Below are 12,734 nucleotides of genomic sequence, written 5' to 3'. Positions count from 1 at the left end.
TCTATTGTTTGTAAGCCAATAGTCGCAATGCGTTGAAGACGACGACGAGCGTACTGCCTTCGTGCAATGCAACTGCGGGGCCAATGTTGAGACCGAGGATCGTGGCGGGGACGAGGAACGCGACCATGCCGAGACTCATCCAGAGGTTTTGACGGATGATGCGGCGGGTGGCTCGGCTCAGGCCGATGGCGAGTGGGAGGTGATCGAGGTTGTCGGCCATTAGGGCAACGTCGGCGGTTTCGAGTGCGACGTCGCTTCCGGCCGCTCCCATGGCGATGCCGACGGACGCGGATGCCATCGCGGGAGCGTCGTTGACTCCGTCGCCTACCATCGCGACGCCGCCTTCGCTTTGCAGCTTTTTGATTTCGGCGACTTTGTCGTCGGGCATCAGGTCGCCCCATGCTTCGTCGAGTCCGACTTCCTTGGCGACCGCGTCGGCGACTTGTTGGTTGTCGCCGGAAATCATAATCATCCGTTGGATGCCAAGTTCACGCAGTTTTGCAATCGTTCGTTTGGATGCCTCGCGTGGTGTGTCCATCAGTCCGATGACGCCGAGGTAACGGTCGCCGCGACGTACGATCATGGTGGTGCGTCCATTCTGTTCGAGCGACTCGACGATTGAACGCACGCTATCGGGAAGCGGTGGAGCATCGACCTCTGTGAATAGGTCGTCTTTGCCAATGTGAACCAAGTCGCCTTCGACGGTCGCCTGAATCCCTCGTCCGGTGATGCTTTTCAGATCGGTCGCTTCTGGAATGTCTCCCTGACTCCCGCTCTCCCCTTCTCCCAACTTCTTCTTCCCATCGCGGACGACGGCTTTGGCGAGCGGGTGTTTGCTGAGGTCTTCAACGGCTATGGCGAATCGCAAGAGTTCTGATTCGTCGACGCCATCCGCCGTGCGAACGTCGGTGACTTTGGGTTCGCCTTCGGTCAGTGTTCCCGTTTTGTCGAATGCGATCGCGTCGATACTTCCAAGACTCTCCAGTGGCCCGCCGCCTTTGACAAGGATTCCGCCGCGAGCTGCTCGAGCGACTCCGCTCAGAACTGCGCTGGGTGTTGCGATCGCGAGGGCACAGGGGCTTGCTGCGACCAAGACAGCCATCGCTCGATAAAATGAATCGCTGAAACTTTCGTCGATGACCAACGGTGCAAACATCAAAAGCACAACGCCAATGATGACGGACGGAACAAAGTAGCGTTCAAACTTCTTCGTGAATTTTTGTGTCGGCGAAACTCGCGTTTCTGCTTCGCTGACCATCGTGACGACGCGGGCGAGCGTGTTTTCCGCAGCCGTTTTCGTGACCTGGATTTCGATGGAGCCGGATTGATTGATGGTGCCAGCGAAGGCACGATATTCAGCGGAAAGTGATTCAGGGTCCGCCGCTGCGGCGTCAACATCGTCGACTGGGCGTTTATCGACGGGAACGCTTTCGCCCGTGATTGGTGCTTGGTTGACGCTGGATTCCCCAGCGATCACGAGGCCATCGGCGGGAACTCGTTCATCGGGCTTGATGACGACGATATCTCCAACGACCAACTCTTCAACCGGAACTTCCGTTTCGGTGCCATCCCGTCGCACGCGAGCCGTTCGTGGTGCGAGTTCGGACAAGGCTTCGATGGCACGCTTGGCTTTGCCCATTGCGTAGCCTTCCAGAGCGTGGCCGATGCTGAACAGGAACAGCAAGAGCGCTCCTTCGGCCCAGGCACCGAGTGACGCTGCACCGGCCGCGGCGACGATCATCAAGAAGTCGATCTCGAATTTGCCAGCTCGGATCTTTTCAATCGCTTCGGTGACCGTGTAGTAACCGCCAAACATATAGGCTGCAACGTAACAACCCAGCGAAATCCATTCGTTAAGATCTGCAAACGTTTCGATCAGCCATCCGACCAACAAGAACACGCCGCAGAGAATTGCGAAGATCAGTTCTGATTTGGGGCCGAAGATGCCGCCGTGAGCATGATCGTGTCCCGAGTGGTCGTGGTCGGATTCGTGACCTTCATCGTCGTGGTCATGCCCAGCGTGGTCGTCGCCAACCTCTATTGTTTCGCCGGTCCATTCGCTCAGAGCACCCGCGATCGCAGAATCGTCGATGATCTGTTTATCGTACTCGACGCGAACAGCTCCATCGGGTGAGACAACTGCCTCGAGAACTCCATCCATGCGTCCCAGTCGCGACTCGATCGCTGAGGCACGGCGGGCGTGGGTTGAACGCGACTTACTGAGCCAGTGACCGTATCGCTGATCTAATTCGACACCGGCACGTTTTGCCAGTTCTCGCACTTCACCAGTCGAAACCACATTCGGATCGTAGTGAACGCAGATCTGCCCAGGCGTGTCGTCCTCCGACTGAATTGCATGTGCCGCGTCGATGCCCATCTTTGCAGTGAGTAGGGCCGCCAAGCGATTGACACAGGAATCGCCTGAGGCGGTTACCGTTGGCAGAAGCAATTTCAGTTCAATTTTTTCCTTTTCCATCATTCTCTTTCCGGCTCGTGTGAAGCATGACAAGATGCTTTCCCTGGTTTGATTGAAGGAGCAAGAGAACCGGTTTTTCGCGGTCCAGCTTGTTTGTCACTTCGCGATATTCGTCAACGTCATGGATGGTCGTATCGTTGACACGAGCAATTGCCATGCCAGCGGCGACTCCCTCACGATACGCATCACTACCGAACACCACTTGTGTGATCAAAGCACCGTGTGCGTCGCCAGGAAGCTCCAATTCGTTAATTAAGGACGTGTTTAGACTTGAAAGCCCCAGGCCGAGCGACGAATCCAAATACTCGAACGGTCCGTTGGGTGACATCTCTGATTGAATCGGTCCAACTTCCCGAGGTGGTTGTTGCATCCGCATTTCAATCTCGACGACCTTGTGTTCGCGAAGCACTGACATGATATGGCTCTTACCCGGTTCGGTGTCGGCAGTCAAAGTGGCTGGATCAAACGACTGGTTGATCGGCTTGCCATCAAACTTCGTTATTACGTCACCTTCACGCAGCCCCGCATGATTGGCCGGTGAGTTTCTCTGGACATCCTTGACATACAGACCAGCGTTCACAGAGGAATCAATCAGCGATGCCATTTCGGGAGTCAACGGTTGCGTCTGAAATCCAAAATATCCACGTTCGACGTAGCCCTTGGTTTGCAGTTGCTCGGCGATATCCCTGGCGGTGTTAATCGGTGTTGCCAAGCCGATGCCCTGAAACTCGCCGGAAGTCGTCAATGCTCCTTCGATAATTCCGATCACTTCACCTCGCAGGTTCAACAACGCACCTCCCGAGCTGCCTGGGTTTGTCGCCGCGTCATTCTGAATCAACGGGTGCGGCGAGCTTGCGACCCAGCGCTGCGTCGAACTGATGATCCCGGCACTGACACTGCGTTGCAGGTCGTAGGGGGATGCAAGTGAGACGACCCAATCGCCGACCGAGAGATCATCTGAGTCGGCCAGCTTAGCTTCCGGCAGGTTCTCAGCACTTTCGAGCTTGATGATTGCGATATCGGATTGCGGATCACAGATCACGGCTTCGGCGTGGAGTTTCCGACCATCGGCGGTTCGCACGAAAACGGCATCGGCATTTTCAACCACATGGCTGCATGTCAGAACACAACCGCGACGGTCGATGATGACGCCTGATCCTTGGTCGTCAGCCGAATGGCTGTTGGATGACGCCGCGTGCTGGTGGTTGGGCGAGTGAAATGGCTGCGGCAACTTTGCTTCTTTACGCCATCGCATCGGAGCCGTCATGCGTGGGCCGCGAAGTGCGTAGACCGTCACAATCGAAGGTGAAACGTCATCAGCAACCTGACGGACCACACTCGACAGGCTGTTTGCTGACAGGATCTCCGTCGCTCGGTCGCGTGCTTTAGGTTCTACCGCTACCAGAGTTGACATCGCCAGTGATGCTGACAATCCGAACACTGCAAGACTCACAAGCTTGCTGAAATGATTCCGCATGATGATGCAACTCCGTTACGTTTGTGTGGTTTCCGTACTCAGTCGTTTTCGATCTTGATCTCAATGCTGAACTGTTGAACGCCCGGTGTTGTTCGAGCGATTGCGACAATCAACGCGCGGTCATTGATATTGCTAACCGTGCCGGTCATCTCGACGTGCCCGGCTTTGATGCTTGAAACGCAGACGTTGTCGAAGCCAAATTTGTGAACGATTCGCTCCACCTTTGCGTGCAACGTTTCTTGCGAGCCGTTTTGATTCTTGCCATCGGTCATTTTGCTGCCGCGTACAGAATTCGTTCATATTTCAACCAGCGTCGCAGTTGACGCTTCATCACGCGGGCGACCGCGTACAACACAACACCCGATGCCAACAGGGCGTACCACGAGCTCTCAATCGCGACGCTACCTTCGGTTGCATGGTGCATGACAAATTCCAATGCCGGAAATGCGAACGCGATCACGGCGACTGCCGCAGACTCAGCACGGATGACTTTCGGGAAGTCCATGGGAACCGCAGCCTTCTTCCATTGACGCAATCGCGGAAGAAAAGCTGGCGTTTGAGTTGACCAAGCCATGAAGTCACGACCAAACTTACGCCGCAGGAACGCTTCCTCGGCAAACATGATGCGTTCGTAGTACAACGCGAACGCCATGATGTAGATCACGACCAGCCACGGTGCCAACGAGTGCATCACGATCCCAAGTGCAATCAGGAAATTGCCCAAGTACAACGGATGCCTCACGACCGAGTAGAAACCGGTTGTGTTTAGCAACTCGGCGACTTGCGATTTCGTGTTTCGACCGGAGGTGCCGTCAGCCGCGTGACCGATCACGTGGCAACGGATAGCCAGCCCTAGCAGTGATATGCAAAGACTCAGCAGACTCCACGCAAAATGTAGATTCGGGTGCGATTCGATAACCGGATAACGCATCGCAGCGACTAAAATCAAAGGCAAGAATACGAAGGGCAGATAGCTCCGCCAGCGGAACAGCCATGATCCCGAACGGACAAATTCTTCCCTGAGGGGCATTGCGTTTAACCTTGCGTTTCTTGTAGTCGACAGTGTTGTGTACAAAACGGTTCCCGGTGCGTCGGCTGGTGAGTGACGCGGTCCGGGAACCTAGCTGGCGGCTGAGTGGCAGCCGGCAGTTTTCGAGTTGGGAACTGGAAGTCAGGGAAAGGTGAGAACTCTTCTTGTCTCCCAACTCCCCTTCTCCCCATCTTCTTCTTAAGCGGCTTTTGCCATCGAAACCTCATGGGTAACTCCGGCGACGAGTCGAATGGTGCGGTGCGCAAACGCGGCGGTGTCGGCGTCGTGGGTGACCATGACGATCGTGCGTCCGTCTTGGTGAAATTCATTCAGATAACTCATCACCTGCTGACGGTTTTCTGAATCGAGGTTTCCGGTCGGTTCGTCGGCCAGGATGATTTGCGGGTCGTTTGCGAGTGTCCGCGCCAATGCGACTCGTTGTTGCTGTCCTTGGCTCATTTCTGACGGTCGGTGATCAGTTCGATCGGACAAGCCGACGCGGTCGAGCATCTCCATCGCACGATCTTCTTGTTGCTTGGCAGTTTTGCCGGACAACATCAGTGGGATTTGCACGTTCTCGCGAGCGGTCAGCCAAGAGATCAAATTAAACGACTGAAAGACGAATCCGATCTTTCGGCCTCGCAACGCCGTGCGTTCTTCCACTGACAGGTCATACAACGATTCGCCATCGAGCATCACGTCGCCAGTTGACGGTGCGAGCATTCCACCGAGGACGGACAACAACGTGGTCTTGCCACTGCCGCTGGGGCCAACGATTGCAATGAAGTCGTTGTCTGGAATCGTCAGGTCGGCGTTGTCGAGTGCCGTGACGATCTGGCCTCGGCGTTCGTAGGTCTGGGTAACAGATTTGAGTTGATACATGAGTCGTTCCATTGAGGATTGTTGATTGCAGATTTGAGATTGAAACGGATTCGATCCCTATTCGTTGAAAACGAGACACGGATCGAGACCAGCGGCGCGGCGCGCGGGCAGGAGGCTGGCGACCACCGCAACGATCGTGGCGGATGCCATCCCAACCCCCAACAGCATCGGCATCGGACTGACGTGAATGCCCAGCAACTGTGGTCCCAGTACTGCCGCGACGATGGTGCCGACGACGAAGCCCGCTGCTCCACCGGCGAGTCCTAAGACAGCGGCTTTACCAAGGAACATTTGGGTCACGAAGTTGCGACTGGCTCCAATTGCCATCAGCGTTCCGATTTCTTTGCGTCGCTCGGTCACGTTGGCGTACATCACACTGGCAATGCTCGCTCCACCGACCAACAGCAGGATCGACAGAAAGACCCAAGACAAACGCGACATCAATCCGTTGACGGCAATTTGAGTTTGAACCACTTGCGCGATCGTGACGATCCGCGTCTCGGGCAGTTCAGCGGAGAGGCTGGTAATCAGGCTGCCAGCCGCATCTTCGCAACACGCCATGATTTCGATCACGTTGACGACTGGGCCTGCACCGGACAATTCTTGAACGCTGTGCAAGTGAGCGAACATGCGGCCGTCGTCAATCGTTCCGGTCGCTGGCAATACCGTCAGGACGGTGAAATCCTCGCCGAACAACTGCAACGTATCGCCAACTTTCGCACCGAGTTGTCCCGCCAGGTCGCGACCGAGAATGACATCTCGATCGCCCAAGTCTTGAACGGTTCGGGTAGTAGCCAGCGAGTTCGGGTCATCGTTTCCCGCACCGGTGTCGGCGGCGGTGGCACAACAACCGCGATCGCTCCCAACCGCGTTGCCCAACATTCCAAGTCCCTGCCATGCTGCTTTGGCTTGGAACTCACTGCGTGGCAAAATTCCGGCGAGAGTCACAGGGATCGAATCAACAGAGGCTTCGACGCACAACTTAGGAGCCAGATTTTCGACACCGGCCAACCGTGCCAGAGCGAGTCGGGTGACGTATTCCTCGGGCATCGTATGCCCGTGCATGTCGGCTCCGTAGTAGTCCTGCAACGTCACACTTGGCGGTAATACCAAAACGTTAGCACCGAGCGATTCCATATCACCGGCAATCTTCCGTTCAGAGAACACGGTGATGTTCTGAATCGCTACCAATGCGGTGACGCCAAGCGTGACCGCCAACAGGCTGGTCAACATCGGTGTTGGACGTTGCCAAAGTTCTTTCCAGATCAAATGTCGAAGCTTCATAGAATCCATTCCTTGAATTGCAGATTGTTGAATTGAGTTTGAGGATTTTGAGATGAGCGATGAGAGATGGGAGCAACGTGTCTCCTTCTCCCACCTCCCCCTCTCTCGGACCGTTCCTAGCGTCGTGACGGTTGCGAAGCCTCAGCCGATTTGTGATGTTTGCAGTTTTCGTCGTCACAGCACTTGCCTGCGGCGGCGAGCTTTTGTGCCAAATCGTCAAGACTTACGTTGGCATTGAAAATCCCGACCATCACGCCCGGCGGTGCCATGAAGGCGACTACAGGAGCCGGTTGATCGGTTTTGACGCGAAGCTGTTGCAGGAACTTGGCTTCGGCAGGATTATTTGCGATCACCGTGACTACTTCGGTCCGATTTTCATAAAGCTTGTCGGCTTGAAACTGTCGAACGCCCATCGGGATCGAAGCGCCAGCACTCGGTTGAGCACACAGCAAAACCAGCTTGCGATCTTGCAACGCCTTCAGGCACTGAGCCTGACCAGTCGACACGATTGCAGCGGTAAGTTGCTGGGACGTTGCCTTTTGTGGGAACACGCTACATACCGCCCCGTTGGGAGCCAACACGGCAGTCGCAGGCATCGGCATTCGGGTCGCATCGTAATGTTTAACCAAGGCCTGTTCGGCAGCATCACCAATTTGTACAGGCACGATCACCGCATCTTGCCGATTGGCCAGAGTTGTTTGCAACGTGCCGTGCATGGCTTGCGTCGGGGCATCGTTCCCGCGATAGAACATCACGAAGGCAAACTGGTTATTGGCCGACGCAGCTTGTATCGCTTGCTCGGCAGGACTCGCCGCGCGAGCCGTTTGTGCCATTGCGAAGCAAGCGGTTGCCAGAGTCATTGTCAGTGCGATTGTCGTTTGATTGAAAATCCGTTTCATCGTAGTCATTCCTTTAGTAGATGGAAATTTGAGATTGAAGATTGTAGATTTGAAATTCGAGAGTGCGGATTGAAAAAAGACCAAAGCAGATTGGAGAGTGATGCTTTTCAATCTCCAATCTGCAATCATCCATCTTCAATCACTCGTGGTCGTGATCTTCGTGGTCATGGTCGTGCGCGATCGTTCCTCGGAACGATTTTCCGTTGATCGTCAGGACGAGTTTCGGATCGGCTCCTTCTTCATCTAGGTGCTCGCCGAGTTCCGCGTCTGTCGAAACAAAACGCGACGACTTGCCTTGTGGGTCATTTGCATCAGGCGAAGCGGCCAGCTTGAACTGCTCCGGCTTGCCGTCATGTTTGACATTGATCGTAATCTCGGTCGATTCGATCGGAATTTGCTCAGTCGCGGCTGCGTTGAGCACATAAATTGTTACCGAACCAGTGTCTTCGTCGTGAACGAGTTCGGCGTGGTATTCCTCGTTGCCCAATTCGATCAATCCGCCATGATGCGGTCCTTCGCTGGGGTGTGCGTGTTCGTCATGGTCGTCATGCGTATCGACGGTTGCCGGAGGTGCCGCTGTTTCAACAGTCGTACCGGATTCCTTGCAGCCGACGAAGCCGAAGGTTGCCGATGCCAGGATGAGTGTGAATAGTTTGCTTGAAAGTTTCATTGGTTTTTCCATTGGAGTTGGTTGATTGAAGATGGGAGAGTGAAATCTGGATAATGTTTAGTGACTGTGCTTCACCTCGAAGCCCGTTTTTGCGAGCCACTGTTCCCACGTTGTGGCAACTTGATGTGATCCGACTTCGATGTGTTTCCATTGCGGACAGCGGAAACTCAGGTCGGCGTGGCCGGAATGCTGTGAGCTTTTCAGCTCGCACCCGAGTCCCTTCAACATCGCGGTCAGTTCCGCGAGCTGTTCTCGGTTTTCAATGTGTATGGTCTTCCATTCGGTGATGCGATAGTTGACCTCTTCGACTTGGCCAGCCGCGTGACTGTGTCCGGCGTGATCGTGTGCCGCATGGTCGTGGCCTTCATGCCCAGCATGATCGTCGCCGCCGTGATCCGCCGCGCGACCGTGCAGTGTCTCGAATCCTGCTTTCTTGAGCCAAGTTTCCCATTGGTGAGCCAGCTTGTCGTCGGCAACTTTCATGCTTTTCCATTTTGGTGAACGATAAACCACATCGGTGTGTCCGCCGTGATTGTCGATCTTGGCTTCACAGCACAGTTTCTGTACGGCAGCAAGGTGCTGTTGCGCCTTGGCTGAATCGTCGAAGTGCATCTCTTTCCACTCGGGCAAGCAGAATGCGATCGACTCTTCGGCACTGGCAATACTGCCAACCGATGCGAGTGCGACGAAGCACAGCAGTCTTGATATTCTTTTCAACATAAAACTTTCCTTTTTGGAAAATGATCCGTTCGCTTCCTGTCTTAGGTTGCGGGTTCGGAAAGGGGTTGGGAGGTCTCTGTCGTCCTTGACCGAGAGTGGTTGATTTGTTGGTGAAATTCCTCTTCTTCGGACTCTTCAAACAGAGGAATGTCGGTTTTCGATTCGTTAACAACACGTTCAGCCGACTTCAGCCCGATCAGCCAGAACAACGCTGGGTGGACAAAGAAGTCGAGGAGCGTCGAGCTGATCAGTCCGCCGAGAATCACGGTCGCAACCGGATACAGGATTTCCTTGCCTGGCTCACCGGCTGCCATGACCAGCGGCACCAAGCCGATGCCGGACGTCAGAGCCGTCATTAACACGGGGGCGAGTCGCTCCAGGCCCGCGCGAACGATCATTTCTTTTGACCAGTCCTCACCTTCGTGCTGCACCAAGTGCAAATAGTGGTTGATCAGCAAGATTCCGTTTCGCGATGCGATCCCGGCCAGTGAAATGAACCCAACCATCGCAGCGACGGTCAGCGTTTGGCCTGTGACGACCAACGCGATCACCGATCCGATGAACGCCATTGGCAGGGCCATCATCACTTGCAGCGAGAGGTTAACGCTGCGGAACATCGTGTACAGCACCAAGAACACGCCGACCAACGAGACAGCGAACAGGACGCCGATGACTCGCGATGCGGATTGCTGGCTTTCAAATTGTCCGCTGTACTGAACGAAGTACCCCGGCGGCAGCGACTCGACGATGGGTTGGACCTTCTTCTGAATGTCTTGCACCACATCGACGACGCCACGCTCGGAAACGTTGCATTGCAACACGATTCGACGACGAACGTCTTCGCGATTGATTGTGTTCGGGCCGCCTGATTCGTAAATGTTCGCGACCGATTCCAAAGGCAATTTGCCACCGTCGGCAAGGTCAATCGTCAACCGCTTGAGCGTTTGCATGTTCTCGCGGTAACCCTCATCGAGACGCAGCATCAAATCGAATGTGCGTTGGCCGATCAGGATTTCGGAAACGACTTGTCCGTTGAGAGCCGTTTCGATGAACTCGTTTACTTCGACGGCACTGAGTCCGTACAGCAACAGCTTGTCTCGGTCGAGTTCGATCCGTAGTTGCGGAATGATTACCTGCGGTTCGACCAGCACATCCTTGGTTCCGGGCACCGCTTTCATCGCCGCTTCCATCTCGCTCGCCTTACGTCTAAGCAGGTCGAGATCGTCACCGTAAATCTTGATGCCGATTTGCGCCTTCACACCAGAGATCATGTGCGAAATCAAGTGAGCGATTGGTTGCTCGACCGCCGTGACGATGCCGGGAATATCCGCCATCGCTTCGCGGATTTCTTCAAGCTGTTCTTCGCGGGAACGCGGCGACTCGGGATCGAGTTCCAAGATGAACTCGCTCATGTTCACGCCCTCGGCGTGTTCGTCTAACTCGGCGCGTCCTGTACGTCGAATGAATCCTTCGATGTCTTCAATCTCTCGCAATCGAGTTTCGACGCGGCTAGAAATGTCGTTGGAGGTAGCCAGTGACGTGCCGGGCGGCAACACAACGTTGAGTTGCACGGCACCTTCATTGAATGGCGGTAGGAAGTCGCGTTCGAGACTCATCAAGAACATCCCGGACAAAACGACTAGCACCGCTGTGACGGCTAAATTGAATCGCGGAACCGTCAGGCTGAAGCGGATGACTTTGTCACCAATCCACTTGATGCCTCGCAGGACGAATCCGTCTTTCTCGTGCCCCTTGAGCTTTTGGCTACCGAGCAACCAATAAGACAGCACGGGTGTGACGGTCAGCGACACAAGTAACGATGAGAGTATCGAAACGATGTAGGCAACACCCAGCGGAGCGAACAGACGTCCTTCCATGCCCGACAGAGCGAACAGCGGCAGGAACACGAGGATGACAATCATCGTGCCAAACACAATCGAATTGCGAATCTCGATACTGGCACGGAAAACGACCAACAACGGATGCTTGGGGTTATCGCTCGCTCGGTTCTCTTTGAGTCGCCGATAGATGTTCTCGACATCCACGATCGCATCATCGACTAGTTCGCCGATGGCAACGGCCAAACCACCCAGCGTCATCGTGTTGATCGACAAATCGAATATCGAAAACACGATCGCGGTCATTACCAGCGATAATGGAATCGCGGTCAGAGTGATGAATGTTGTGCGGACGTTCATCAGGAACAGGAACAAGATAATGACGACCAAGATGCCGCCGTCACGAAGTGCCTCGGCAACGTTTTCAATGGCACGGTCGATGAATGACTTTTGTGTGTAGAGCGGTTCGATGCGGAGGTCACCCGGCAAAGAAGGCCGCAACTCATCAATTGCCGCCATCACATCGTCGGTCACTCGCCGCGTGTCGGCTCCCGGTTGCTTGTTGATCGTAAGAATGACCGCAGGGCCACCGCTGTAATTCCTGTCCTCATCGCGCACCCAGGCTGAACTGTCGCCGCGTTTGACTTGCGCACCTTCGACGACGCGAGCGATCTGGCCCAGCGAAATGGGGCGGCCTTCCTTCATCGTGACGACGACCTTTTGCAGGTCTTCAATGCTCTGAACACGGCCCAGACCGCGAACTAGCAATTCGTTCGGGCCTTGTTCATCCAAGTAGCCGCCCGTGGCGTTGTCATTGCTGTTCTGAACGGCTTGCTTAACCTCGTGTAACGCAATTCCGAATCGCAACATCGCATCGGGGTCGACCAACACTTGAAACTGCTTGCGTCCGCCGCCCATCGTGAAGACTTGCGAAACGCCAGGGATGGTCAGCAATCGCTGCCGCACGACCCAATCGCCGAGCGTTCGCAGTTCAAGCGGTTCGGTTGCACCGTCGTCGCTCCACATTCCCAACATTAGGATTTGACCCATGATGGAAGAGATCGGTGCGAGCGTTGGCTTCACGCCCTGCGGCATCCGTTCTTGAACGAGTTGCAGTCGCTCATTGACGATTTGACGGTCGTTGTAAATGTCCGTGTTCCAATCGAACTCGACATAGACGACCGAGATACCAACGCCCGATGAACTTCGGACCGCTTGAACGCCGTTCGCGCCATTGACCGCCGTTTCAATCGGAAACGTAATCAGTGTCTCAACTTCCTCCGGTGCCAAGCCCGGTGCCTCGGTCATGATGACCACGCGAGGCCGGTTCAGGTCGGGGAAGACGTCGATCGGAGCCTGCATCGCCTGCCAAGTCCCGAATCCCACCAGGAACAAGGCAACGGCGATGACAAGCATGCGTTGCTTCAACGCAAAACGAATGATTGAATTAAGCATGAT

At 55.0% G+C, this 12,734-nt stretch carries 10 protein-coding genes; all 10 read right to left on the bottom strand.

The window, feature by feature from the left end:
* Position 1: 1 nt before the first annotated feature.
* The 10 genes from Poly24_RS08570 to Poly24_RS08525 all read right to left on the bottom strand — a co-directional run bounded on the left by Poly24_RS08570 (position 2) and on the right by Poly24_RS08525 (position 12,731).
* Positions 2–2,476 (bottom strand): heavy metal translocating P-type ATPase, encoded by a 2,475-nt coding sequence (locus Poly24_RS08570; RefSeq protein ID WP_145102695.1) that lies wholly within the window; start codon positions 2,474–2,476, stop codon positions 2–4.
* Positions 2,457–3,953 (bottom strand): trypsin-like peptidase domain-containing protein, encoded by a 1,497-nt coding sequence (locus tag Poly24_RS08565; protein ID WP_145093339.1) that lies wholly within the window; start codon positions 3,951–3,953, stop codon positions 2,457–2,459. Before Poly24_RS08565 ends, Poly24_RS08570 begins: the two co-directional genes overlap by 20 nt.
* 38 nt (positions 3,954–3,991) lie before the next feature.
* The gene (locus Poly24_RS08560; protein ID WP_145093336.1) at positions 3,992–4,225 is read right to left on the bottom strand and encodes a BON domain-containing protein; all 234 of its coding nucleotides are present in this window, start codon (positions 4,223–4,225) and stop codon (positions 3,992–3,994) included.
* Complete coding sequence (locus Poly24_RS08555; RefSeq protein WP_145093333.1) at positions 4,222–4,983, bottom strand: methyltransferase family protein; 762 nt, start codon at positions 4,981–4,983, stop codon at positions 4,222–4,224. The genes Poly24_RS08560 and Poly24_RS08555 overlap by 4 nt, the downstream gene beginning before the upstream one ends.
* Positions 4,984–5,181: 198 nt before the next feature.
* Positions 5,182–5,865 (bottom strand): ABC transporter ATP-binding protein, encoded by a 684-nt coding sequence (locus Poly24_RS08550; protein ID WP_145093330.1) that lies wholly within the window; start codon positions 5,863–5,865, stop codon positions 5,182–5,184.
* Between the two features lie 57 nt (positions 5,866–5,922).
* Entirely contained in the window at positions 5,923–7,149 is a 1,227-nt protein-coding gene (locus Poly24_RS08545; RefSeq protein ID WP_145093327.1) for an ABC transporter permease, read from the bottom strand.
* 116 nt (positions 7,150–7,265) lie between these two features.
* Entirely contained in the window at positions 7,266–8,048 is a 783-nt protein-coding gene (locus Poly24_RS08540; RefSeq protein WP_145093324.1) for a hypothetical protein, read from the bottom strand.
* Between the two features lie 139 nt (positions 8,049–8,187).
* Positions 8,188–8,718 (bottom strand): hypothetical protein, encoded by a 531-nt coding sequence (locus Poly24_RS08535; RefSeq protein ID WP_145093321.1) that lies wholly within the window; start codon positions 8,716–8,718, stop codon positions 8,188–8,190.
* 57 nt (positions 8,719–8,775) lie between these two features.
* Positions 8,776–9,438, bottom strand: coding sequence for a hypothetical protein (locus tag Poly24_RS08530; RefSeq protein ID WP_145093318.1), 663 nt, complete (start codon positions 9,436–9,438; stop codon positions 8,776–8,778).
* Positions 9,439–9,479: 41 nt separating this feature from the next.
* Positions 9,480–12,731 (bottom strand): efflux RND transporter permease subunit, encoded by a 3,252-nt coding sequence (locus Poly24_RS08525; protein WP_145093314.1) that lies wholly within the window; start codon positions 12,729–12,731, stop codon positions 9,480–9,482.
* Between the last annotated feature and the right edge of the window lie 3 nt (positions 12,732–12,734).

Source organism: Rosistilla carotiformis (genome assembly GCF_007753095.1).
In the GTDB taxonomy this organism is placed as follows: Bacteria; Planctomycetota; Planctomycetia; order Pirellulales; family Pirellulaceae; genus Rosistilla; species Rosistilla carotiformis.
Note: the sequence above shows the minus strand (reverse complement) of the source record. Positions and strands in the feature narration are given on the sequence as shown.

What these genes read in the sequence shown, in the direction of transcription:
- Poly24_RS08550 (WP_145093330.1), bottom strand. Translation starts at nt 5,865, where the DNA reads ATGTATCAACTCAAATCTGTTACCCAGACCTACGAACGCCGAGGCCAG.
- Poly24_RS08555 (WP_145093333.1), bottom strand. Translation starts at nt 4,983, where the DNA reads ATGCCCCTCAGGGAAGAATTTGTCCGTTCGGGATCATGGCTGTTCCGC.
- Poly24_RS08525 (WP_145093314.1), bottom strand. Translation starts at nt 12,731, where the DNA reads ATGCTTAATTCAATCATTCGTTTTGCGTTGAAGCAACGCATGCTTGTC.
- Poly24_RS08545 (WP_145093327.1), bottom strand. Translation starts at nt 7,149, where the DNA reads ATGAAGCTTCGACATTTGATCTGGAAAGAACTTTGGCAACGTCCAACA.
- Poly24_RS08535 (WP_145093321.1), bottom strand. Translation starts at nt 8,718, where the DNA reads ATGAAACTTTCAAGCAAACTATTCACACTCATCCTGGCATCGGCAACC.
- Poly24_RS08570 (WP_145102695.1), bottom strand. Translation starts at nt 2,476, where the DNA reads ATGGAAAAGGAAAAAATTGAACTGAAATTGCTTCTGCCAACGGTAACC.
- Poly24_RS08540 (WP_145093324.1), bottom strand. Translation starts at nt 8,048, where the DNA reads ATGAAACGGATTTTCAATCAAACGACAATCGCACTGACAATGACTCTG.
- Poly24_RS08530 (WP_145093318.1), bottom strand. Translation starts at nt 9,438, where the DNA reads ATGTTGAAAAGAATATCAAGACTGCTGTGCTTCGTCGCACTCGCATCG.
- Poly24_RS08565 (WP_145093339.1), bottom strand. Translation starts at nt 3,953, where the DNA reads ATGCGGAATCATTTCAGCAAGCTTGTGAGTCTTGCAGTGTTCGGATTG.
- Poly24_RS08560 (WP_145093336.1), bottom strand. Translation starts at nt 4,225, where the DNA reads ATGACCGATGGCAAGAATCAAAACGGCTCGCAAGAAACGTTGCACGCA.